The organism is Candidatus Vicinibacter affinis (assembly GCA_016714365.1).
GTDB lineage: Bacteria > Bacteroidota > Bacteroidia > Chitinophagales > Saprospiraceae > Vicinibacter > Vicinibacter affinis.
This window is the reverse complement of sequence record JADJNH010000005.1, coordinates 1,166,683-1,189,824: the sequence shown is the minus strand read 5'-3', so window position 1 is coordinate 1,189,824 and position 23,142 is coordinate 1,166,683. Positions and strand designations below refer to the sequence as shown.

Annotated in this window: 10 protein-coding genes; 5 read left to right on the top strand and 5 right to left on the bottom strand. The window is 39.1% G+C overall.

Annotated elements, in window-relative coordinates; all coding sequences use genetic code 11:
- Positions 1-167 precede the first annotated feature (167 nt).
- A complete protein-coding gene (locus tag IPJ53_04825; protein MBK7798416.1) occupies positions 168-1,550 on the top strand; it encodes a TolC family protein in 1,383 nt (460 codons plus the stop codon).
- Between the two features lie 385 nt (positions 1,551-1,935).
- On the opposite strand, the gene IPJ53_04820 is transcribed toward IPJ53_04825, so the two are convergent.
- Positions 1,936-4,479: a carbohydrate binding family 9 domain-containing protein gene (locus IPJ53_04820; GenBank protein ID MBK7798415.1), complete on the bottom strand. Its 2,544-nt coding sequence runs from the start codon at positions 4,477-4,479 to the stop codon at positions 1,936-1,938.
- Positions 4,480-4,797: 318 nt separating this feature from the next.
- On the opposite strand from IPJ53_04820, the gene IPJ53_04815 reads away from it, so the two are divergent.
- From IPJ53_04815 to IPJ53_04800, 4 genes are all read left to right on the top strand, one after another.
- Positions 4,798-9,399 carry a T9SS type A sorting domain-containing protein gene (locus tag IPJ53_04815; protein MBK7798414.1) on the top strand — a complete coding sequence of 1,534 codons (4,602 nt, stop codon included), beginning with the start codon at positions 4,798-4,800 and terminating at the stop codon, positions 9,397-9,399.
- Positions 9,400-10,018: 619 nt separating this feature from the next.
- On the top strand, positions 10,019-12,991 hold the full coding sequence (locus IPJ53_04810; GenBank protein ID MBK7798413.1) for a SusC/RagA family TonB-linked outer membrane protein: 2,973 nt from the start codon (positions 10,019-10,021) through the stop codon (positions 12,989-12,991).
- Between the two features lie 32 nt (positions 12,992-13,023).
- The gene (locus tag IPJ53_04805; protein MBK7798412.1) at positions 13,024-14,496 is read left to right on the top strand and encodes a RagB/SusD family nutrient uptake outer membrane protein; all 1,473 of its coding nucleotides are present in this window, start codon (positions 13,024-13,026) and stop codon (positions 14,494-14,496) included.
- A 31-nt stretch (positions 14,497-14,527) separates the two neighbouring features.
- The gene (locus IPJ53_04800) at positions 14,528-15,982 is read left to right on the top strand and encodes a SusF/SusE family outer membrane protein (protein MBK7798411.1); all 1,455 of its coding nucleotides are present in this window, start codon (positions 14,528-14,530) and stop codon (positions 15,980-15,982) included.
- A gap of 746 nt (positions 15,983-16,728) precedes the next feature.
- Here IPJ53_04800 and IPJ53_04795 read toward each other — a convergent pair.
- The 4 genes from IPJ53_04795 to IPJ53_04780 all read right to left on the bottom strand — a co-directional run bounded on the left by IPJ53_04795 (position 16,729) and on the right by IPJ53_04780 (position 22,850).
- Positions 16,729-17,976: a S8 family serine peptidase gene (locus IPJ53_04795; GenBank protein ID MBK7798410.1), complete on the bottom strand. Its 1,248-nt coding sequence runs from the start codon at positions 17,974-17,976 to the stop codon at positions 16,729-16,731.
- Between the two features lie 110 nt (positions 17,977-18,086).
- Positions 18,087-19,673, bottom strand: a complete 1,587-nt coding sequence (locus IPJ53_04790) for a DUF1501 domain-containing protein (protein MBK7798409.1) — start codon at positions 19,671-19,673, stop codon at positions 18,087-18,089.
- 10 nt (positions 19,674-19,683) lie between these two features.
- The gene (locus tag IPJ53_04785; GenBank protein ID MBK7798408.1) at positions 19,684-21,351 is read right to left on the bottom strand and encodes a DUF1800 domain-containing protein; all 1,668 of its coding nucleotides are present in this window, start codon (positions 21,349-21,351) and stop codon (positions 19,684-19,686) included.
- A gap of 758 nt (positions 21,352-22,109) precedes the next feature.
- Positions 22,110-22,850, bottom strand: coding sequence for a hypothetical protein (locus IPJ53_04780; protein MBK7798407.1), 741 nt, complete (start codon positions 22,848-22,850; stop codon positions 22,110-22,112).
- Positions 22,851-23,142: the final 292 nt, after the last annotated feature.

Sequence of the window (23,142 nt, the reverse complement as noted above, 5' to 3'; positions counted from 1 at the left end):
CTTTCCCGTAAAATTTCTTTTTAATCCAGAAATTTAGACCAACTTATTCTGACAATACCTGCTGGCAGCGAACCTTAACGAGGATAATTTGTTAAATTCCCTTTAATGGCCTATTGGAATAACCTAGCTAAAGTCTATCCATAGATCTTTGTACATATTCTTTTTTTATGAAAAAAAAATCAATCCTAATCCTATCGCTGCTTGCTTGCTTTAATCTGTTTGGGCAGTCCGGCAATGAATTCAATTTGGAACAAGCCATTAATTACGCCAGGCTGAACAGCAGTACCCTGAATATTCAAAAACTTGAAATTCGTGATGCAAAAGATCAAATCCTGGAATACAAGTCCATCGGAATCCCAAAATTAAACGCATCTGTCGGTTACAATCATTTCATAAACATCCCCACCAGCATCCTCCCCGATTTCATTTCACCCGCGGTGTATGGTGTGTTGTTTGATGAAAATGTGCTTCCAAGAAGAGATATAAATTACGGCTCAGGCTTTCCTGCCCAATTTGGATTAAAAAATAGCCTTACAGCCGGAGTCCAATTGAGCACCTTGATCTTTGACGGAAGTTTTTTGGTGGGACTCAAAGCGCAGAAACTTTATTCTGATTTAATACAACTTCAGGTTAATCAGACCGAGGCAGATCTGAGATACAGAGTTACAAAAGCTTATATGGGCGCTCTTTCGATCAAAGAGAATTTGACCATACTGGATAAAAACATAGAAAATCTGGAAAAAGTCTACAAGGAGGTAAACGAAATTTACAAGGTTGGCTTTTCTGAAAAACTGGACGTAGATCGCATCGAATTATCATTGCAGACACTGAAAACGGAACGTGAAAAACTTACCAGACTTGATGGCATCACTCAAAACGTTCTTAAATTCCAAATGAATTATCCACTGGATAAAGATTTAGTACAGACAGAGTCCTTCAAACAAATTCTGGATAAATCTTATTTGGAAATTATGGATCCTTCGTTCAAACTCAACACACAATTAAGACCGGAATATCCAGTAATTGCCAAAGGTCTTGAACTGACCGAAATTAACATCAGGCGGTTAAAAGCATCTTACCTTCCCAGCCTATCCGGTTTTGTCAGTCATCAGGAAGTATTGCAACGCAATAATCTTTTTGACAACGCTGAAAATTCCTGGTTCCCAACGACCATCGCGGGACTCAACCTCAATATTCCAATTTTTGATGGATTGGATCGCAAGGCAAAAATCAATCGAGCTAAAACACAAAACGAAAAAACGAAAATGCAATTTGCTGAATTTGAAAGAGGGGTTGATCTTGAATTTCAAAATGCAAAAACGCAATACATCAATGCTTTGGCTACCCTTGAATCGAGGAAGAAATCTCTGGATCTGGCAGATCGCATTTACCTGACCACAAAAACAAAATTCAAGGAAGGCGTCGGTTCTTCTCTGGAAATAACCCAGGCTGAAAGAGATCTCTATTCTGCTCAGGCCAATGTCCTGGAAGCGCAGTATAACCTTATACAATCAAAGGTTGATTTGGACAAAGCCTTGGGGAAAATCTAATAATTCAATTAAGTATTTAAATCTTAATTAAAAGTATTGATTCTGCGACTTAACGCGCTAATTGAAGGCAAGCTTCAAAAGCTATGTTTATTGTCTGCTATAAACTCTAGTCAAAAAATTGATTTGAATTTTTACTTAAAAACACGTTTGAAATTTTAATTAGTGTCTTTACTTGAATGCAGGATTTACTATTTTACAAAATTCAAATTCAGTTCGCTGAACATTTTTTACAAACCAACTGCTTCCTATCTTAATGCATAAGATTAATTTCCTTCTGTACATTGCAAGCTTATGATTTAAAGAAATATTTCTAACTAAATCTCACTGGTTTATACGCATTTTGTAGAAAATAAATTCCGGTGAAGAGTTAGCATGCACATTGGAATTAATTCCTCCTGCTGTCAATTTCCTGATAAAATGAATTGGATTTTCTACGATGGGGAACCAGATATAGATAATCAAGAAAATATAGAATTCTCAGTGAAAAACTATTGGATTGCGGTGCATCAATTAAGCTGCCAATATTTTTAAAATAGGCTGCATCAAATGCATCATCCTGATTGAATATTTGATTTTTCCAAACGATGCTGAGGTCGCTTCCAGGAGCAAATCGCCAGGTATATTGAAGGTCGATGTTAAATATATTTACGTTCTGATTAAAAATTGGTTGGTTGCTATTATCCAATCCCTGGTAGCCGATGAGTTGGGCATTTCCCTCATCTGTAAGGATTCCAAAATTCCGGTAGATCACCTGATCCCAATAATGGCGGATAATCAAATTAATCCCCATCTTGTTGTTAAAAATATACCGCGTACTGAATGAATTATCGACCACCCATCGGTTTCTGGTTCCTATTAAAATATCTTTATTCTTTAGTTCAGGAATCGGCTGATCAGCAAAACTCTTATTTACATATCCCAATTCCTTAAGATTTCTACTCACATTTAAATCGGCAAACAATGAAAAATGATCATTGAATCGAAATCTTGGTGAAATGCTAAAGTCGTAATTAAAGCGACCTTCTGAATCAAAATATTTATACGACCCATTTACATCCATTGCAAAAGCCTTCCGATAATCAGAAGAAAAAAAACCTCCCACTGTATAATTCACCGGCCAGGCAAGATATCTGCTAAAATCTGCTGTCCGGGGTTCAAAATAATCTCTTGTAGTGATGGGTTCAAGCCTGACGTTTCCTCCGACAGCATCTCTGCTTTTCCACAAAATAAACGTACTGAGATCAATATAAAAATCACTGAATACAAATGGTTCATACAAATTGGTATAGCGCGAGCTGGCACTTATGTTGACTTGCTGCAATTTGCTTCCGGCAGGCTTATATTGAGTGTGGTCAATGGAAGTCAACAAAGAATTTTCATTTGGGCTGAACAAAAAGCCTAAATCATTCGGATCATAATTTGCAGATTCTATTACCTGACCAAGTGAATAGGTCCAATTGCCACTGATTTTAGAAAATTCATAGGAGGTGCTGAATCCAAAGTCTGCGGAATCTGCAAAATATTTTTGGGACAAAACTCCTCTCCCGGAAACTGAATACTTTTGATCTTTTGTCTTAAGTTCGAAGGAGCCTCCCGTAATATTAGCGTCATACTCTTCACCATTCCGCAAAACATTGGTGTTGGTTAGACTGACTACTGAATTATTTTTTAGATTGTGATCCAGCACAAGGACGTTGTAGTTTGTAAGAGGATTTGTTAGAAATTTTCTTTCTACTCCTTGTTCATTTCTAATGATGGCATACTCCTCAGCTTCCACAGCGTTAAAAAAACCAATACCCATACCATTTTTTGTTCTGCCCGAAATTTTGGTAGCATTGTAAAGTTGCGACAGGGTTGGGTTGATGACCAGTTCGTCTGTAGGGTTTAACTCATCATATACTTTATAATAATTAAAAGGTAAACCTCCTATTCTTCTTGAATAAAAAAGACTTTCTTTATTGAAGAGTTCTGTTCCTTCTGTAAAAAATTGCCTGTTTTCATTAAAATAAATTTCAAATGGAGATAAATTCAAAACACGGCGATCCGAAACAACTTGTCCAAAATCAGGTACCAAAGTCATATCCAGTGTAAACGCATCATTGAGGCCATATTTAATGTCTGCTCCTACACTGTAGGCCGGGTTCAGGATGAATTTATCCACCTTTGAATCCGGTTGATAGTCTGAGTTCAAATAAGCTGATAGATAGGGAGTAACGGAAAGCCTGATGGGAGATTTAATACCATCTACATCATTTAAATTTCCACTTTGTTGGACCCATCCGCTTATCAAAGGATCAATTGGGTTCCAGTAAGACGTCTCCCTGAATCTTCGGATTTCTCTGCCAAACTGAACATTCCAATCCTGTACGGATGATTTTGGAAATCGGAGGGAGGAATATGGTATTTTAATCTCCACTGTCCAGCCATTCTGGTCTATGGTGATTTCGGATTCCCAAACTGCATTCCATTCTTCATCTTCATTATTGTTTGACACCACAGCCTCCGATTGAACGCCCGCTGCATTCACTGAAAAAAGAAATCCGTTCAGACCACTCTTATAAGAATCAATAAAAATTTTGAATAAATCTGAATTACTGGTTTGGTCTCTCAAGCACAATTCTTTGAGTATTCGTTGAGGTTCAGGATCCAATAAGCTTGCGCCAAAATAAATGGCATGATCATCATACAGACAGTATACTTTTGATTCAAAACTGGCCGGCTTTCCAACCAAAGGTTCTGTCTGAATAAATCCTGTGGCAGTATCTGCAAAAGTCCAGTCTAACTCCTCTAGTTTGCCATCAATATTTATAGACTTGTAAATTCTTACTGCCTTAAACTGTTTTGGCTTATCAATAGCGAGAACCCCTGAACAGTTTACACAAATGATCAGGTTAAGAAAAAACAAGGAAGGCTTCCGTAATTGAAGCATTTTATCAAATTAAATTCAAAATAAAGTGTTCGTAAATGACGGGTTCGTAAAGGTAAAGATAATTTTAATTATTAAAACCAAATTCATGGCACTCCTTACTTACCGGGTTATTTTAAGTTGATTGATAGACCAGCCCTACCTGTTAAACCAACTTCATTCAAAACAAAACCTACGGAAAAAAATATTTTCCATCCCCAAGTTGAAGATTTTGTATCTTTGACATCATCTCGGGATAAACCACCCCTTTTTTCATCCCCTCAGAGATATTCAATTCACTGAGTTTTAATTATTTCTTTAATCATTTAATACTCCTCTATTATGATTAGTAGTTTATCTATTTTTAAAAAAATTGTACTGCCCTTTTGTCTGTTATTTCTTTGGTACAATTGCACAGTATTTGCGCAAAGCAGCTGCATACAGGTCTCATCAGAAGCCTGTGTGGGAGATTGTCTCCCGGTGAGTTATGTTGGCCCGAATTCCACTAATGCCAGCTATGATTGGTCCATCGATTGTGGAACCATCACCAATCCCACTTTGCAAAATCCACATGACGCATGTTTTCTTAAATCCGGATCATGCAGCATTCAATTAATCACCCAGGAACCCGGCCAAATGCCGGAAACATGCACGGTTCAAGTATTGGTACACCCCATACCTCTTGGACAATTCAGCCCGGATGACAGCCTGTGTCTGGGAGATTGCAAAGACATTAATTTGCGGTTCACGGGTACACCTCCCTTTAGATTTGGGATTAAAGACAATTCGGGCGTCAATTATTACACCAGCTTTACGAATGGCTTCCAAATAAATGTCTGTCCTACTGCAAGCAATGTGTATGAATTGGTAGAATTAAAGGACCAATTTTGCAACAATGTAAATCCTGGCACTTCTGTAAAAATAAAGGTCTTGCCTGCACTAAATGGTTCTATTGTTCAGACACCTGACAGTCTTTGTGCTTTTCCGTCCGGGATGGATTATACCTGGATTTCCTGCAGTCAGCCCATCCTGTATTCTAAATCGCAATGCTTCCGCCCACCGCAATCAGGTTGCTATTGTGTCATAATCGACAACGGAACTTGCAAAGACACCGTATGCACCACTGTCCAGTGCAACTTAACCTGCTCATTTGATTTTCAGGATACGATTACTGTTGGAGACACTGCCCTGATTTACTATACCGGAAATGGTTCAAATAATAAACAGTTGAAATGGACTTTGGACATCCCCGGAGCACCCGGAACACAAATGTATACCGGAGACAGTATTCGTGTGCCATACCTGGTGCCTGGTTGTTATTTGATTCGTTTGAATGTGAAAGACGGAAGCTGCGAAGAAAATTGTTCCGCAACTATTTGTGTAGTTTCCAAACCATGTAAATGTGATACTTTCAACACCAATACCCTCAAAAAAATATCTGTACTTCCCAATGGCTGCTGCTTTAACCTTGGTGGAAAAATCAGTTCTTACCATTGTTACAATAATATCCTGATCAGTTTGAATGATGGAACCTTTTCTAACATCCAACCCAATGCTGGATCGGGGTGGTCATTTGTAAATGTAAATTCAAAAACCTTTTATCTAAACCACAACAGTGGTTTTCTTCCACCCGGTAAATTCAACGCAGCTGATTTTTGTGTCCAAGGTGCCGGGCAATACAGTATTACGGTCTATTACCTTTCCACAAGCGGTGGTAAAACCGACAGCTGCACTTATCAATATGTTCAAGACTGTCCGGCAAATCCTCAAAGTGTAAAATGCGATACCGCATTCAGCAGTTTTCTAGAAAAACAATACACGCTTCCCACATCATGCTGCTATGACATAAAGGCAGAAAATCCCAATTCAAATTTATTTACCAAAATTGAAGTGATCATCAATGGTGGAACTTTCTCTTCCAGAAATGCCAATTCAACTGCGGGATTTTTTCTTACACCCTCGGCTGCCAATAGATTTTTCTTAAATCACAACTCCGGATTTATACCTTCCGGATCGATAAAGCCAGGATCTTTTTGCATCAATACCAATCAAACTCCTGCACAGGTATTTCTCAGATATCATTATACCACTCCGCAAGGAAAAGATTCCTGCTCTTTTGAATTTTTAGTAGAGTGTCCGGGTATTCCTGTACCTAACACCTGCTGTGATTCCTTAAAAAATGTTCAATTACTAAGCTTTGGTCCCGGAAGTAATTGTTGCTTTAACTTTTCTGCATTTGATTCAAAAACCGGTTGTTTTTCGAAAATATGTTTTAAAACCAGCTCCGGAAATTTCAGTCAAATTACGCCGAATCCTCTTTGGACGGTGCAGAATTTGCCGGATGGATTTTGCTTTATACCAAATGGAGGATTGGTTCCATCAGGAAACATTCTTCCCGGTACTTTCTGTGTAAACAATGCAGTTAATCCATTTACTGTGACGGTGGACTTTTTTGATCCCTCCGGGAAAATTCTGGATGCCTGCCGAAAAACATTTATTAAAAATTGCACTCCTCCTCCTAAAGTTTGTAAATGTGATTCAATCAAAACTAAAATCATTCAAAGTTCAGGTTCTAATGGTGAATGCTGTTACACCTTATCCTCGCAAATTAAAGGTGCTGATTGCTTCAGCTCAATTCAACTCAGTCTGAGCAGTGGAAAATTCACCAAAGTAATTCCTGATCCAAATTATGATGTGATTGGCACTGATCAGAAATTCGATGTTACACATAATTCCGGATTTATCCCAGAAGGTATTCATCTTCCGGTATCATTTTGTGTCATTGACGCGGCACTTTACACCATCACCGTCAAATACTTTTTTTTCAAAAATGGAATCATGGACAGCTGTGTTTATGCACAACAGTTTGGCTGTACGCAACCTCCTAAATTCTGCAGTTGCGATTCATTAAAAACTAAACTTCAACCACTTTCAAGCGACAAAGGAATATGTTGTTTTGTGGTGGATCATGTCATACCGGGTCCTGATTGTTTTACATCACTGAAAATAAATGTAAGCAAAGGAATATTTACTCGAGTGATACCTGATATCAATTTAAAATACAACGGTAATGCAAGTCAAATTTTGTTAACCCATATCTCAGGATATTTACCTGCTGGTCCTTCCTTGCCAGTGAGTTTTTGTGTTGAAAATGCTGCACAGTATACAATTACCAGAACTTATTATTACAGCAAACAAGGAAAACTGGATAGTTGCGTATATCATGACAACATTAATTGTCCCCAACCTCCTACCATCTGTAGTTGCGATTCCTTACAGCATCAGGTAATACCAGTAAAAGATTCTTCAGGTACCTGTTGTTACAAACTTAATCAGATAGTACCTCAACAAAATTGTTTTAACCTTCTTAAAATAAGTATTAACAGCGGAACTTTTGATCAAGTAATGACCAATCCGGGTTGGAACTTCCTGGGTAATGATAAAAGTGTTGAGATCAGTCATCAATCCGGATTTTTTCCTATCGGAGCATCCGTCCCGGTAAACTTTTGCGTAAAAGGATCCAGTAGTTATACAATGTCACTCACTTATTATTTTGCTTCGGGGGGCAAACTGGACAGTTGCTTTTATCAACAAACATTTAATTGTGCACAGCCACCTTCAGCAGACACATCCTGTACTACCTCAGTTTGCATTCCAGCTCAAAAATCCTGGAAACTTATAGGTCAAACCGGTCAAATAAATGATCTGTGTACCTACCAATGCAAACTTTATGCAGCAGGAAATTTTACCCAAATCGGGACAGAAAGCGCTCAGAATATTGCAGTCTGGGATGGACATTCCTGGAGTTCCTTGGGAACAGGGACCAATGGCCCAATAAACGCACTTGCAGTGCATAACGGGCTTCTATTTGTAGGGGGTAAATTCACAGATGCAGGCGGACTGACAGATGCCAACAACATTGCTGTTTGGAATGGAAACAGTTGGAGCAAACTAGACAATGGTGTTCTTGATTCAAATGGACTTGCGACTGTAAATGCTTTGTTGAGTCATTCCTCAGGACTCATCGTTGGCGGAGTTTTTAAGCAAGCGGGAAATCTGGTTAAAATCAATACCCAAAATATTGCCCGATGGAATGGCACCAATTGGGAAGCTCCATACATGGCAAGTTTTAATGGTCCTGTCAATACCTTAGGCCTCTATCAAAATCAACTTTATGCAGGTGGTGTTTTCAGCATTCCGAATAATAATATTTCTGTTTGGAATGGATTGAATTGGAGCAATCTGTTGAATGGTATAAATCTTGATCCACTAAACAAAGGACAGGGAGTGTCTTCTTTAAAAGTTTTCAACGGTAAATTAATTTTAGGCGGAAGATTTGAAAATGCAAATGGTGTCAACAATACCAAGCACATTGCGCAATGGAATGGAATAGATTGGTCGCAGTTGTCCGGTGGTGATTTCAACACAAGTAAAGATGGTATTTATGATCTTAAAAACTATGATCAAAAACTTTATGCAGCAGGCAATTTTATGGAAGCCGGCATGACGCCCATGTCAGGGGTTGCAGAATGGGATTCTCTGGATTGGAACAACACGGCACATTTAAATCAAATTGTTCGGGCTCTGGAATCTTATGATTCTTGCGGAACCAAGCCTTGTGATTTGTTTTCTGCGGGTGATGGATTTGTAAATGATTGGGGTTGCATCAACCGGGTGAATGAATCGGGAATTTCGGGAATGGATATCAAAATCAGACCTAATCCGGCCAAAGATGAATTGATTATCCAATTTGACGGGCCGAATTCATCAAGTCTGACAAGATTAAATATTTTGAATATGAATGGACAATTGATCAAGACATTCCATATTCATTCTCTAAAGGACCAAAAAATTGAAGTTTCAGATTTGAGTCAAGGGGTGTATATGCTTGATTTTAGAGATGAATCCGGCAATTGGAAAATTATTAAATTAATTAAGTTATAGCTAAAACATGTCTTGCGATTAATTTTAGAAATCTATATAACCATGGCTCATTTCAGAAAAAATCGCTCATGTTAATTCTTTGATTATTCTCATGCTCTATTCGAATTATGTTAAAAGTCCCTCACATTTTTGGGGGACTTTTTTATTGTATACAATAATTTTAATCCTTCAGAATTAAGCGATTAATGGCTATTGATTGAACATGTTGAAGTAAAAATTCAATAGGATAAAAAATTTATATTTTGACAATTCTCATAATTGCAAAACTTAAATCAATTGCGAAATTAGATTAAATAAAAGACAATGATGTCCTCTATTAAAAAACTGGAGTTACTCAAATAACATTGTTACTCTTGACAGGCAACTATGCACATCCCCTTGATTTAGGATATTCATTACAAGTTATCGATTGCAATTTTCAAATCGAAATCCCATTTTGATCATAACTTTATTCCAGATAATTTAGAAAGACATCGTTTTTTCAGCCTACACATTGAAAATCTTTATAAAATATACTATTTCAGGAAAAATATGAATGACAGAATAAACAAAATACGGTTGAATTGTTAATAAGATATTAAGTTTGCCAGTTCAAATAAAACCTAATTTCAACTCTTCCATGAATAAGCTATACCTTAAGTTTACACTGTTGCTGGTATTTACCCTTTCCGCGGGGACGTTTGTATTTTCACAAAGGTCCATATCCGGAAAGGTTCAGGATGCCACCACCTCAGAACCCATTATTGGTGCGGCCGTTCAAGTGCAAAACACAACAGTCGGGACCATTACCGATGCAGATGGTAATTTTAGTCTAATTGTACCGGATGGTAGTCAGAATCTCGTAATCACTTTTACAGGTTATACCACCATAATTCAAAGTATTGGGGTAGATAATAACTACCTGATCAATCTCAAACCAGGGTTATTGCTGGAAGAAGTGATATTGATTGGATATGGCTCTCAAAAGAAAACAGATAAGACCGGGGCAGTATCCATGGTTAAAGCGGATGAACTAAACGTCGGTAGCCTTCAGGATCCCGTACAGGCGCTTCAGGGTAAAGCAGCAGGGGTAACCATATCAAAGCAAGGAGGAGACCCCAACGGTGGTTTCTCAGTGAACATCCGGGGTGCTTCAGGTTTTACCAGTGGAACAGGACCGCTGTTTGTAGTTGATGGGGTTCCGGGTGTGGATCCAACGACCATTTCACCCAATGACATCGAATCTTACAATGTTCTGAAGGATGCATCCTCCACTGCAATATACGGAGCAAGGGGTTCCAATGGGGTCATCATCATAACAACTAAAAATGCAGGCCTCGCCAAAAATAAAGGACGCACCAGTCAAATTGAATACAATGGACAGGTTTCTGTAGATCAGACAGCCAGGAGGCTGGATTTTCTCACAGGAGACCAGATAAGGGATTTCGCAGCCAAGACTGGCAGAACTTTTATTGACAATGGTGCAAATGTTGACTGGCTGGATGAAATCTATCGCACAGGTCTGCTTCATGATCAAACTTTGTCCTTCTCAAGTTCAGATGAAAACTCCAATTACAGAGCCTCCATTTCACATTTGAACATAGATGGATTGTTGCTTGGATCCGCAAAACAGAGAAGCATTGGAAGACTCAATTTTACGCAAAAAGGACTTCAGGACAAACTCACCGTTCAAGCGAGGTTATCAGGAACTGTTGAGAACAACAACTATGTTAATTACGGAGGTGGAATTTCACCTACTAACATCATTTATCAGGCTTTTAGAAGAAGCCCTACTGATCCGGTGTACAATGCAGATGGAAGCTATTTTGAAACAGACAGATCCTTCCAGTATTTTAATCCAGTTGCCATCATCAAGGAGACACAAAATGAACGAGAGGCCAAAAGAATTTTTGGAAATTTCAGAGCTGATCTGGAGATTTTTAAAGGACTGTCCGCAGCCGTAAATCTTGCTTATATCCGTGATGATGACGAAAGTTTTTACTATGAACCAAGTTATGCCGCTTCGAATTTTACCAAGGGATTTGGGAAAAGGGCCTACAACAATTATCAATCAAAAATCATTGAAACAACCCTCAACTACTCCACCAATTTTTCACAAAAACATCAAGTGCAATTGCTGGGAGGACATTCTTACCAAAAAGACGGTTATGATGGATTTACTGCACAGGGAAAAGAAGCGCTTTCTGATTATTTGAAATCCTATAATCTTGGCGCGTTGTTGAATCTCGAACCAGGAAGTATTTCTTCCTACAAGAATGAATTCCTGCTTGCCTCATTTTTTGGTCGAGCGGTTTATGATTTTGACAAAAAATATTTTGTTACTGCGACCATTAGAAGAGATGGTTCTTCGAAGTTTGGCAAAAATAATGAATGGGGCTGGTTTCCTTCGGCCTCTGTGGGTTGGAATCTGGTCCGTGAATCATTCCTTAGTGATGTACGATTTTTTGAAGAACTGAAATTAAGAGTGGGATACGGAATTGCAGGCAATCAAAATATTCCTACCAATGTGGATCAGATATTTTTTATTCCTGCCGGTACAGCCATCAATCCTGAAAACGGAAACAAAGTAATTTCTTTTCAAAATCTTGGAGGCGTAAATCCTAACCCAGATTTAAAATGGGAAGAAAATGCAGAATTAAATATCGGATTAGATTTTGGAATTTTAAAAAACAGAATCAGCGGTTCAATAGAAGTATATCAAAAAACCACCCGTGATTTGATTTATAATTATGAGTTGCCAGTTCCTCCAAATAAAAACAGATACATCTTTGCGAATGCAGGAAGAATTAAAAACAATGGTATAGAAGCAAGCATTCAAACATTTGTGGTGGATATGAAAAACTTTGACTGGCGATCCAATCTGGTATTCAGCGCCAACGAACAAAAAACCACCGACCTTGCAAACGAAAAATATGATCTCAACGAAATTAAAACACTTTATGTGTCAGGTCGTGGACTTGTAGGGGGAGAAAACTATACACAAATCATCAAACCCGGACTCGAACTCGGCACTTTTTTCTTACCTGAATATGCAGGTCTTACAGAAGATGGAAAATTCCTTTTCTACACGGCTGCCGGAGGAGTTACCAGAGATCCTGCTAGAGCCGAAAGAAGAGTAGTCGGAAACGCCCAACCTGATTTTACTATTGGGTGGTCTAATTATTTCAAATTGGGTAAGTCATTTGATGCCAGTTTTTCTGTGAGAGCAGTAGTCGGATTTGATGTACTCAATGTTACGAGGATGGTATTCAGTAATCCTGCAGATCTTCCAACGCTGAATGTCTTGGAAGAAGCCTTGTCAGAATATGACAAAGGCCTCACCAGCTCGCCCATAGTAAGCGATTACTATTTGGAGGATGGTACTTTCCTAAAACTTGACAATGTCAACATTGGATACAATTTCAAAACCGGAAATTCCAAGTATCTGAAAAATTTAAGAGTTTACGTGGCAGGTACTAACCTTTTGACCATTACGGGATACAGTGGGCTGGATCCTGAATTGAGTTATGGAGGTATTGAATTTGGAAGAGACCAGTATGATGTTTGTCCAAAAGCAAGGAGCGTTGCTTTTGGCGTTAACGCAAGTTTTTAAATCATCTAAACGGAATGACAAAAAGTAAAATCATGAAAAAAATATATTTTCTTTCGGCCATTATTTTCTCCCTTTCCTGTACCAAACTTGATGAAAAAATATTTGATAAAATTCCTGAAAAAGAGTTTCCGGAAAACGAAGAACAAGCAGCTCTAAATATCATACCCACTTACAGAGAGTTGGCAGATCTTATCGATGATGCAGGTTGGTGGTTTTGGGCTCAGGAGGTTACCAGTGACGAAATTGTATTTCCAGTAAGGCTGACAGATTGGGAAGATGGTGGCAAATGGAGAGTTTTACATACCCATGAATGGAACAACAATGTGGATGCTGTAAATTCGATGTGGTCGCAAATGTATGATGGTGTTTTTGAAGCAAACAGGGCCATTGATGAACTCATCCCTTTTCAGGCAGCAGAAGCAGCAAAAATTAACATAGCTAAATTAAAAACGCTGCGTGCTTTTTATTTGTATTTATTGATTGACAATTATGGAGATGTTCCTTTGGTGACTTCGTTCTTTACTGCTGATCCACAACCAAAGAAAAATAAGAGATCCGAAATATTCGATTTTCTCATTCAGGATTTAAAGGAGAGTCTTCCATTCCTTCAGGTGAATACAAAAAAATTCGCAGTCTCTAAAGGATTGGCATATTCTATACTGGCAAAGCTTTACCTGAATGCAGAAATTTATACCGGCACTCCAAAATGGGCAGAAGCTGAATCTTATTGTGACAGTGTGATTCAATTAGGAATTTATAATTTGGAAGCAAAACCTTTGCTTCCATTTGTAAAAAATAATGACAACTCTGTGGAAAACATTTTCACGATTCCATTCGATTCAAGGAGTTTGAAAGGATTCCGTCTTCACATGAGGACACTGCATTATTTGATGAATCAAACCTATGACATGTTGGTAGGACCGTGGAATGGTTGCGCTGCAGTGGAAGATCATTACAATAGTTTTACGAATGACGATTTGAGGAAGCAAGGATTTATTGTTGGACCACAATTTACTTCTACCGGTAAGGCATTATTTGATGAAACTGCCGGAAAACCATTGGTAATCAATCCTAAAATTCCGGCATTGATTATGGATGGCTCCTATACTTTTGAACAAATAAGGATGTCCGGTGCCAGAATTGGAAAATTTGAAATTGCCGCAGGCACTGATGAAAATCTTGACAACGATTTTCCATTATTCAGATATGCTGATATACTTTTGATGGCTGCTGAAGCAAAAATTCGTCAGGGAAAAAATGGTGACAATCTTGTAAACCAGGTGCGCCAGAGAGCCGGAGTTGCAGCATGGTCGGGAACAACACTAGACATGATACTTGCTGAAAGAGGAAGAGAAATGTTTGCGGAAGGTCACCGAAGACAAGACCTCATTCGTTTTAAAAAATTCAACAATGCCTGGTGGGCAAAACCTGCCAGTGGCCCTGAGAGAAATTTATTCCCAATCCCACAATGGGCTATTGATGCCAATCCAAATTTAGGTTTGTAAAATTTTTTTCATTAACTATAAATCTTTAAAAATGTCTAAGGAAATTTTTTTAAACTTCTGCTCTAAGTACCTTCTGTTGACGATGGTCGCTTCTTTGAGCTTCTGGATGACCGGATGCTCTGATGACGATGATACCGGCGGAGGAGGAACAGTAGTGGAAGATGGACTTTATGTAAAAGGCGCCGGTACCGGATTTGCGGATTTCAGTACGAAAGCTTTATTTAAAGTTACCAAAAATGAAGTGCTGCAGGAAGACAGAGCCAATTTATTGGAATTGTATATTCCGGTAAAAGCAGGTGCAGATGGATTTAACATCGTCAATGTCTCCGGTACAACCCGCACCACCTACGGGCCTGGTGCTGACTTCAAAAAAGTAGAAACCGCTGCTTTGGATGTAGATGAACCCAAAGATGGACTATGGAAAGGAAACCTGGTAGAGGCAGCAACTGCTTTTACGGTTCCTGAAGATGGACTTTATCACGTGGTTGTAGACCTTGGGTTAAAAAAAGTAGCCATTGCAAGAGTAAATTATGGACTTATCGGTGGCGCCACTCCGGGTGGATGGAGCACCAATACGCCCATGACCACTACCTTCAATTTGACCAAAATGGAATTTGTAGCCTCTGATGTTCTCATGTTAAAAAATGATTGGAAATTCCGTTATTCTAATGGATGGAAAATCAATATCGATACTGAGTTTGATCTTGGTGGCGGCAAGAAAGGTATTAAAGCAAATTCTAACCTTGGAGGAACGATCGACAATTTGACAAATGGCGGAGCCAACATCTCCAACACGGTATATGGTTTGTACAAATTCACCTTAACTTATGAAGTGGGTAAAGGATTTACTGCTACCCAAACCAAAACGGGTGACGGACCTCCTCTTGCTGAATATCCTGAAAAGCTTTACATGATTGGTGATGCAGTCGGTGGATGGGATTGGGCAACGATCGACTTGCCTATGGTACCTGTACACAGTCACCCGGAATTATTCTGGAAAATTGTAAGAATGGAAGGAACCGGTGGATTCAAATTTGCTCCAGGCAGAGAGTGGAAAGGTGACTTTGGTGTCAAAGGAACTGCCACTAACGGTGTTTACGGTAAAGGCACTGACAACGTTTCTGCACCAACCGCACCAGGTAATTATTTGGTAGTAGTAAACCTTAAGGACGAAACCATCGAAGTGATCGATGCGGCCGTTTACCTGATTGGTGATTGTGTAGGAGGTTATGATGCTGCAAAGCCAGAAAATAAATTTACTTCAGGCACAGATGTGACCATTACCAAAGCATTGAGTGCAGGAGATTTGCGTATTCATGTTGCTTCACCTACCTTGAAATGCGATTGGTGGCAAGCAGAGTTGATGGTACTGAACGGAAAAATTGAATTCCGTGGAACTGGTAATGATCAGGCAAGAGTAAATGTTGCTGCTGGAAGTCATACCATTGTACTTAATTTTAAAGACGGAACAGGAAGCGTTCAATAGTTTCTTGATTTTGTAAAATAAAAAAGGGAAGACTTTTGGTCTTCCCTTTTTTATTTACATTATAATGGTTCGTCGCAGTTTCTAACTGCGATGCTTTATGATTGCAGCATTTGCAATGCGGCCTGCTAAATTAAAATTTTCATGACTCAATTGCTCGTCGCAGTTTCAAACTACGATGTTATTTGATTGCAGCATTTGCTATTCGGCCTGCTAACCCAGAATTTTCATAACTCAATTGCTCGTCGCAGTTTTAAACTGCGATGCATTATGATCAAAGCATTTTAAATGCGACCTGATCATCCAATAGTTTCATGACTCCATTGATTAAAAGTTGTACCTAAAAAAACTTTCGTAAATTTCAAGCCGGGAGGCTCGAAATAACCACTCAATTGCTCGTCGCAGTTTTAAACTGCGATGCTATATGATTGCAGCATTTGCAATGCGGCCTGCTAGCACAATATTTTCATGACTCGTTTGCTCGTCGCAGTTTTAAACTGCGATGCATTATGGTTGCAGCATTTGCAATGCGGCCTGCTAAATAAATTTTTCAATGACTCAATCTCCCTCCCTCTTTGTAACAAAAAGTTTAAAACTTTTCATCGTATTGTGTCGCGGTTGCAACCGCGACCATCAAGAGCAGGATTTGCAAACCGCGACCATCAGATTTGACATATTTTTTTGTGAATGAAATAAAAAAAGCCCCGACCAAAGACCGGAGCTCAATTAGGTAAGGTTATTTTACAAAATTATCTTACTGCAATTTTATAGCTAACATTGTTATAACTAACAGTGCCATTTTGGTTAGGCCCTGCCTGCAGGCTGTGCATGATTCCTGCAACATGAGGTGCTGCCATAGAAGTACCGCTCAAAGTAGCATAGGTTCCATCCTTGTAAGTGGAGTATACACTTGAACCGGTTGCGATCCAATCTACCGGAGGCGCTCCATAATTAGAGAAAGAAGACCATGCTTTCGAACAAGTCATAGAAGCCGTAGTGTGGATGTTGGTTGCATTGGCACAAGCAGGGGTGTACAAGGCGGCGTCTGCAGCGGAATTACCTGCGGCAATTGCGATGCGTGTACCGGCTGCGCTCATGTTTTTAAGTGCAGAAGAATAAGAAGAATTCGCATCACAATTGGCTCCCCAATATCCACCAAGGCTCATATTTACAACGTCACCCGGTTCATCGTTGGCTGCAACATGGTTAAGTCCTGAAAGTATTGCTGAAGAGGTTCCTGAACCTTGACAATTTAATACTCTTACAGGTACTACACGAGCTCCAGCCGAAACCCCTACCACGCCAATGTCATTGTTTTTGGCTGCGGCAATCCCTGCACAATGGGTACCATGTCCATGACAGTCATCGGCACTTTTGCTTCCTTTTACAAATGATTTTGCATACTGGCTTCCAGTTTCCACATTCAGATCAGGATGATCGAGATCAATTCCAGTGTCAACGATCCAAATCCATTTGGATGAACCGCTACCATCAGCAGACCCTCCTGCATTGGTGATGCCACAAGGAGTCGATTGTGCCCTCAGTCCTACACTCTGATATTCCAGTGTCGTTTCCGGTAGACCTACCACCATGTCTTGTTCGATCATCTTAACTTTTGGATGGGTTCTCAATTGGGTCAGTTGGCTGTTGTCCAGAACCGCTGCAAAACCGATTATCAATTCTGCATACACATCTATGATGGCGTCCGGTCTTATGCCCATTGGGGTAATGATTTCAAGAATCCTGTCCTTCACCATTTGTTTACGGCTTTCGCCAATGGCAGGCCTTTGTGCCCTTGGAACATCGGCAGAATTTAAATTACTGAGGTCCACCAAATTTTCTTCAAACAAAACGATGTATTGGTTGCTGATAACCTGACCAGGTGGGGTGAATAAAGGTGCAATGTATTGTTCTGTTGTTTCGTGCTTACATGCAGCTAGCATGAGCAACAAACAGAATAAAAGTTTAAAACTTTGGATAGTTGGCGTTAGTTTCATCTGTAATAATTTAAGTTAGTCAACAAAAATACTGCATTAACTTAAATTTACAAACTATTCATGACACAATAATCACTTTTTTCAAAACTTACTATTTTGATTAAGCAGCCCTATCTTACAATCAACAATGGCTCCGTCTTTTGTGCATTTCCCTGTTGAAGTCTGATGTAATAATTGCCCGGTGCGTACCCTTCATTTTCTAAACTGAACTGATGGGTACCGTTTTGCAATTTGCCGGAAAATATAATTTTAGTCAGTCGGCCTAATGGATCTATCAGCTGCAACTGAGCTACCCCATCTATGTCAGTTGCAATTTGAATATTTGTAAAAGAAGTCATTGGATTTGGGCTGGCGATGATTTGCAGAGCATCTTCGGCATCTTTAAGATTCTTGGTATCCGTAGTGCTGCACTCATTTTTTATCAGTGGAAGTGCCTGGAAATTTTTTAAGAGAATTCTCTGTAGGCTGTCATCTTTTACACAGAACCAATCCTTCAGCACCGATGCATACACAGACCGGAAATCATACTGCATGGGCAGATTGTCATTTTCTGTAACGGTAGCAGGAATAATTGGATTGTTGCCTGTAATTCCGCCTCTTGCCTTTGAACCAAATACAAACAAAGGCGCTGCAGCACCATGATCTGTTCCTACGCTGTCGTTGGATTTAATCCTTCTTCCAAATTCAGAAAAAGTCATACCCATGACACGATGTGCCACGTTCATAAGTTCTATATCACGCTGAAATGAAAAAACGGCATCACTTAAAAGTTTTAATAGATTGGCATGTGCGCCAGTGGCATTATTTCCCGCCACTACCTGGTCAGAATGCGTATCAAAACCATATAAATTAACGAGATATAATCTGGTCTTTAGTCCCCCATTGATCAGACGTGCGATCACTTTCAGCGTGTCCGCTAAATAATTTCCAGCAGGGTAATTTCCGAGATTATTGCCTTTTAAAAAACCTTTAACAAGAGTATCCGCATAGGTTTTGGATTGTCGGCTTATAGTTCGGATGTAATTTAATTCATGACCAAGCGGAGTTGCAGGTGCGGGATCACTTAATCCGGTTGGCCAGGCGCCAAAAATGTCCGGATTGGATACATTCATGGACATTTGAGCATTTGGCCCCTGAAACAATAAAGGAAGATTAGCCCCTACCTGGATGGCTAACGGATCAGGATTTGCAACATTAGGATAATCGAGCGGAAAACCCGGAAATTCTTCATTCAGATATCTCCCGAGCCAACCAGAATCGAGGTATTGATTGGCTTCGCTGGCACTTGCCCAAATGTCTGTTGCCCTGAAGTGTGAAAAATTTGGATTTGGGTAGCCCACAGATTGCACGATGTTTACTTTCCCTTCATTAAAAAGAGTCTGCATGCCGGTCATGGCAGGATGAAGTGCTGTATTGGCAAATCCGTTAAGTTTCAACAATTGATTTTGTGGCAACAAAACATTTTTTCGGGCAGCATCCAGTTTGCTATAATTATCTACAGGCACTACCGTATTCAATCCATCATTACCTCCTCCGAGATAAATGAGGACCATCACATGATCTGTTTCCAATCCAGGATTCAGGACAGATTGGAGCCATGCATTATTGCTGTGTGCCTGAAGCGGAATACCATTGATCATGGAAGGCACTACAACACTTGCGGCGGCGGCGGATTTAATAAACTTACGACGTTTCATGTTTCTTAATTTAGGAAAGATGATATTCTGCTTGGCTAATGATTTCTTTAAAGAGGGCATTTAATCTTAGGGTCACTGCATTTTTCAAGGCAGGATCTGTTGGATTTCCGGTATATTCCAACCAGATGTCCGTCCAATAACTGTCCCCGGGAAGTCCCTGGATTAGAAAGGATTTTAAATATTGAATGGAGGCATCTGATAGCGTGTAGTTATACAATATTGCTACCGCATCTTTCACCAACTGCAAGGCATCTTGTGGTTTGGAAAAGCTGGATGCCAGAATTATGGGATCTACTTTTAAGGTAATACCATTAAACTCCACCCCTTTGCTGCTGGTAATATTTTCGGCCACTCTGTTGCGGTTGGCCAGGGTATCTGCGTTGATCCATATCTCATGAAACTGTGGAGACTGATACCATGCCTGCCATCCGGAAACTACCGGTGGATCGGCTATGTTCAATCCTTGATAGGCGGAAAGGGATGCAATCAATCCCCAGGATAAATACTGATTTACCAGATTGGATTGGTCGGGAAATTTTATTGAAAATTCTTTGGTCAAACCAATTGAATAATCCAAAGGACTCTTGATGATACAACCCACACTGAGCATGTCATAAAAGTGCTCTGACTTAAACAAAGTCTCCACTACTTTTTTGTTGTCGTATCCTGATGATTTATAGAGGTCTGCAAGTGGTCTGATGACATTCATCTCCACATCATTTGGAATTTCGTAATAAACGAAAAACTGATATAGTTTACGCACCATGTGTCGTGCAGTTTCAATATTGTCGGTAAGCATGGTAATCAGCTCATCCAATTCCTGTTCTCCTGCCGGACCAAATTTTCCGGTGATGGTTTTATTGTTGTAGAAAGCTGAAAATCTCTTGGTAGAAAGATCGTGCTGATTAAAATCAAAATAATAAGAGATCGGTGTAGTCAGAGGATTTATTCGGAAACCTGTTAGAACTTTTGCGGCAGCTTTCACATCATCTTCTGTCCAGCTTGCATCAGGCCCTTTCCCAACTGTAAAAAGTTCTTGTAATTCACGGGCGTAATTTTCATCCGGTGCTGCTTTGCTGTTCAACTGACCGTTGAGATAACGGAGCATGGCCGGATCTACAGAAACCAATTTCACCATGGTCTTAAAGTTACCCAGTGCATTTTCTCTGAGCAATTTATAGTAATAATACATCGCTTGTGCGATCTGAACAGTATCTGCCTCCAATGCAAAATGATTAAACCAAAAGAGGGTTAATTTTTCTGTCATGGTCATCTTTTGGTGTATCATGTTTCCGGTCCACCAGGCTTTAAACACATCGGTGCGTGCCTGATAATATTGCGGTGGTATGGGAGTTACAGCCGGGGCATTGACAAAGGTCTGTCCGTAAGGGGTCGTCGGATCGGGTTCTGCCGGTGTACTGTACACATTCAATGGAGGGGAAGGAATCGGATCTTTTGCTCCGGAAATATCCATCAACTTGTCCACAGCCGCATTCATTCCTAAAGCCAACAATTGATCCACTTCTGATTTCCTCACGCCAAAAGTTGCTCTTCTCAACAAATGAATAACCTGAGCGGAGGTCCATGGTCCGGTATATGGATTGATCCCCGATTGCGGATCAGGCCGCATGGTTTGATTCAAGCCACCAAACATCCTTACAAATTCTGATCTTTTCATGACATAATATTCTGTGATGATGATTCGATTTCAATATTTACAAAATAATCAGACAAAACTTTTTGATTGAAATCAAGGCTGAGTATTTTGCTATAATGCAAATGAAGATTAAAAATACAATCAAAAAGTAAATATTAATCTTCTTATTGCTCATTAAGAAAAATTTAATATTCCATCAAACCCAAGTCTAAAAAAAGAGGCAAGTTGAAAATTTTGGGAGAAACCAGTTTTGCGGACCCCGTTTTTCACTAAAGTTGTCCTAAATTCTATCCTATTATCATTGTTCTTTTTTGTCTTAATACAAAAAAGAACCAAAAAAAATCAAGGCTGTTTTCATTTCTTAACGCTAAAACTAACTTAAAAAGCTAAACAAAATAAACTCGCCATAAGCAGCAATGAGAGCTCTAGGCCTTACTGTCACATATTTGTTAGCAAATCTGCAAGCGAGCTCAAACAGTATTTTGTTTTGAACGCTTTTTAAATCAGTTTTAGCTAAAATGAAAAAGGCCGATCTGAATTTCTCATTCGATAGTTATATGAAGTATCGGAATCAATTTAATCAAGCTATTAAAGACGTTTAATTTCTACTCAATCACTATAAAATTTTACCTGACTAGATAAAAAATACATTAATACATGAACTTTAAATATAAAAAAATCCCTTGCAAACTGGCGCTATAAAAGATATTTATACACGACAGCTTGCAAGGGAAAATAATTCTCAAAAAAGAGAATTTATAAAATAAAAAACCTAAGAATTATTTAATAAATTTTCTCATTTGTTCATTAACACCTTCTACACACAGGTGCCAGCGCTTCCAAAAACTATCATAAGATCCGGGACCATGTACAGATTCATAATCTTCTTTAAACTTAATGTCTTCATCATACTCTGCATACTTTTCAAAATTAAAAATAACTGCAGCATCCTGTCCACTCCTGTTCCACAATTCATTGTAAAATACTCTGGAAGAAAAGTTATATTTTTTTGCATCCCAAACTGCTTTATTCATTTTCATGAGTTCAGCGAATTCATATCTCATTCCGGGTTTGATGTCCACAATCCAAACATCAACATGACTTGGATTGTAATTTGGTGGTGTGTAGGAAAGATTGTCCTGTAATTTCCAAAAATGAGACTCTCCATATTCTTCCACGTAAACGTCTACATTTTTATCCCAATCTGCATCGTGTTTCGCATCGCCACCCGGAGCATGATCCATATCGGTAAACGTCATTGGCCCCATACTCCACACGTACCAGCCATTACTTTTAAAGCCTTCCGTAATTTGTGAAAGTGTTGCTTTGTTTGGTCCTGAACTGTGAAACATGGCATTGTGTGCTTTAACGCCATCTTCAAATTTTTTCTCCATTCCACGTTTTGGCATTACCAACATATTGTTGTACATGTGGTAAGCAGGCTTGTCCGTGGTTGCCTGTGCAAAGCTGTAGCTGTATACAAATCCGCATAGCAGCATCAGAATTAAAAACTTTTTCATTTTGTTTGATTTAGGTAAATAATCTGTAAGGTAATCTAAATTCCCGAGGAGTCAGATTATTGTTCTAAATCACCAACAATACTGCATTCAATTTAGTAAAATAAAAAATAAAGTGGATAGAAGTCAGCAATCAGGTTTTCAAAAAACCAATCAATCCTTTAAAATAGGATTGCTGATCATCCCACATGCATATTGGACAAGAACTGTGAAATATTAAATAAAGCGCTTTATCGCTATATTCAAACTTCTTTTGTATCTTGTGTTTAAGCTTTAATCACATGTTGGGGAGTAT